We start from the raw sequence: 2520 nt of genomic DNA, 5'->3' as shown, positions 1-2520 counted from the left end.
GGCGCCGGCAAAGGCCTCGCGCGGCACGGATTCGATGAAGGCGATCGACAGGGCGATCGTCGCCTGAAGCTCGGCGAAGGTCGCCTCCTTGTCCTCGGTCTTGGGCCAGTCCTGGCCGGTCAGCCGGGCGACGCAGCCGCGGGCGGAAAAGGCGGCGGTGCGGACCTGGGCCGGGAAGGGGTTCATGTCGGGGGCCAGGCGCGCCTCCATCAGGGCTGCCTCGTCGAACCCCTGGGCCAGCGCCTTGTCGAGCAGGGCGGACAGGGCCTTGAGGCCACGCACGAAGGCGGGGACGGAGGCGTCGTAAAGATCGAAGGCCATGCGCTTTTCCAGTGTCAGTTTCGTTTAAAGACTTGGTCTTTGCCGTGGTTTCCGAGGGAAATCCAGCAGCGATGTCGAACAGGCCTTGCGGCCCCCAGCCCGAACATGGTTCGCCTCCACCATGACCACAAGCCGCACCGCCAGCCCGCCTTGGGACGTCTGGTTCCGAATCACGGCGACGGCCGGGTTCACCCTGCTGATCGCCGTCGCCGCCCAGATCGCGATCCCGCTGTATCCCGTCCCGATGACGATGCAGACCTGGGCCGTGCTGCTGGCCGGAGCCGTGCTGGGACCGCGCTGGGGGGTGGCAAGCGTGGTCCTGTATCTGGCCCTGGCGCTGGCTGGCCTTCCCGTTCTGTCCAATGGGTCGGGCGGCATGGTCGCGGCGACCGGGGGCAGCGCGGGCTATCTGATGGGGTTTCCCGCGGCAGCCTTCCTGATCGGCTGGGCCAGGGAGCAGGGTGGGATGGAACGGCCCCTGCCGGGTTTCGCCATCCTGCTGCTGGCCCACGCCCTGATCCTGGCATGCGGGACCGGCTGGCTGATCCTCAGCATCGGACTGGACCCCGGTCGAGCAATGCAGGTCGGGGCGACCCCCTTCCTGATCGGGGCCGTGGTCAAGTCCGTGCTCGTGCTGGGCACCCTGTGGCTGTGGCGACGTCTGCGAACCCGGCCCTAGACGCGCCGGAACTCCAGGAACAGCGGAGCAGTGTCGCCGAGCGCCTTCTCTTCATAGCGGGTGACGACGTGGTCGGCCGGCGCGGTACGCCAGTCGTCGGCCGCGTTCGCCATCCAGGTCAGGTGCGGCGAAGCCTGCAAACGTTCCAGCGCCCAGGACGCATAGTCCTTCCAGTCGGTCACGAACCGCAGCCGCCCGCCCGGTTTCAGCACCCGCGTCAGCTCCGCCACGAACTCGGGCTGGATCAGCCGGCGCTTGTTGTGGCGGACCTTGTGCCAGGGATCGGGGAACAGGATCATGATCCGGTCCAGAGACGCGTCGGGCAGGGCCTCGACCACCGCCCGGGCGTCGTCGCCGTGGATGCGGACGTTCTTCAGCCCGCCGTCGTCAACGTGACGCAACAGCGACGCCACTCCGTTCAGAAAGGGTTCGCAGCCCAGGATCAGCACATCAGGACGACGCGCCGCCTGGGCCGCCAGATGCTCGCCGCCGCCGAAGCCGATCTCGAGCCAGACCTCGGTGGCCTCGGGCATCAGGGCGCAGGGGTCGATCGGCCCGGCCGCCGGATCGGGCACGGCGATGGACGGCAGCAGGGTTTCGAACAGCGCCGCCTGCAAGGGCTTGATGACGCGTGACTTGATCCGGCCAAAGGACCGCAAGGGGCCTGAGGCGCGGGGATGGGCGGGATCGCCGGGTTTGCGAGGTCGGGAAGCGGGCATGGGCGGCCCTATAACGCAAAATCGCCGGCCGCGCCCCTCGACGCGACCGGCGATCCTCTCGGCGATCCTGGCCTATTCGGCGTAGAAGCCTTCGTCGGTGACGTAGACGTCCTCGATCTCGCAGTAGTCGATGGTCTCGTAGTATTCGGTCCCGTCGGCCATGGTGACCTTGGTGTCGTAGTCGCAGTCGTCCTCGGAATCGTGGAAGCGCATATCGACCTGATCGCCCTCCTCGACGACACGGGTCGGGATCCAGTCATTGCTCCAGCCGCCGTTGGTCCGGGCGGTCTGGAAGGTCAGGACCGTCTGGCTGGAGGCGTTGTAGAGGGTGAAGGTGTAGTCGTCGCCGTCCGGCTCGGCGGACGCCACGCCGCTGACAGCCGCCAGTATTGCTGCGCCCAGAAGGGCGCCGATCATCGTTCTCATAGGTAGTCCCCCGCTACGACGGTGACGATCACCGATTGATAGCGGGGGCACTAAGCCGACGAACCCTGTGATCCGTCAACGGAAATTCGTATTACCGTTCGGGTTAAGCGAGAGCTTTCAGTTGATCGACCAGGTCGGTCTTTTCCCAGCTGAAGCCACCGTCTGCGTCCGGCGTGCGACCGAAGTGGCCATAGGCGGAGGTGCGGGCGTAGATCGGCTTGTTCAGGCCGAGGTGCTCGCGGATCGCGCGGGGCGTGGCGCCGCCGATCAGGCCCAGGATCTTGTCCTCCAGGACCGCTTCGGTGATCGCGCCCGTGGCCGTGCCGTGCAGATCGACGTGGATCGACTGGGGCTTGGCCACGCCGATGGCGTAGG

Annotated in this window: 5 protein-coding genes; 1 reads left to right on the top strand and 4 read right to left on the bottom strand. The window is 67.3% G+C overall.

Features of this window, described 5'->3' with window-relative positions; genetic code table 11:
- A partial coding sequence (locus JHC99_RS18450; RefSeq protein WP_292156151.1) for a DUF1993 family protein occupies positions 1–321 on the bottom strand: 321 nt, incomplete at its 3' end.
- 121 nt (positions 322–442) lie between these two features.
- Here JHC99_RS18450 and JHC99_RS18445 point away from each other — a divergent pair.
- Positions 443–1000 carry a biotin transporter BioY gene (locus tag JHC99_RS18445; protein WP_292156150.1) on the top strand — a complete coding sequence of 186 codons (558 nt, stop codon included), beginning with the start codon at positions 443–445 and terminating at the stop codon, positions 998–1000.
- Here the strand turns inward: JHC99_RS18445 and trmB are convergent.
- The 3 genes from trmB to JHC99_RS18430 all read right to left on the bottom strand — a co-directional run.
- Positions 997–1719: a tRNA (guanosine(46)-N7)-methyltransferase TrmB gene (gene trmB, locus JHC99_RS18440; RefSeq protein ID WP_292156149.1), complete on the bottom strand. Its 723-nt coding sequence runs from the start codon at positions 1717–1719 to the stop codon at positions 997–999. The genes JHC99_RS18445 and trmB overlap by 4 nt on opposite strands.
- Positions 1720–1791: 72 nt before the next feature.
- The gene (locus JHC99_RS18435; protein ID WP_292156148.1) at positions 1792–2145 is read right to left on the bottom strand and encodes a hypothetical protein; all 354 of its coding nucleotides are present in this window, start codon (positions 2143–2145) and stop codon (positions 1792–1794) included.
- Positions 2146–2248: 103 nt separating this feature from the next.
- On the bottom strand, positions 2249–2520 hold a 272-nt coding region (locus JHC99_RS18430), incomplete at its 5' end, for a methionine adenosyltransferase domain-containing protein (protein WP_292156147.1).

It is taken from the genome of Brevundimonas sp., from assembly GCF_016463485.1.
Lineage (GTDB): Bacteria > Pseudomonadota > Alphaproteobacteria > Caulobacterales > Caulobacteraceae > Brevundimonas.
Note: the sequence above shows the minus strand (reverse complement) of the source record. Positions and strands in the feature narration are given on the sequence as shown.

What these genes read in the sequence shown, in the direction of transcription:
- JHC99_RS18445 (WP_292156150.1), top strand. Translation starts at nt 443, where the DNA reads ATGACCACAAGCCGCACCGCCAGCCCGCCTTGGGACGTCTGGTTCCGA.
- JHC99_RS18435 (WP_292156148.1), bottom strand. Translation starts at nt 2,145, where the DNA reads ATGAGAACGATGATCGGCGCCCTTCTGGGCGCAGCAATACTGGCGGCT.
- trmB (WP_292156149.1), bottom strand. Translation starts at nt 1,719, where the DNA reads ATGCCCGCTTCCCGACCTCGCAAACCCGGCGATCCCGCCCATCCCCGC.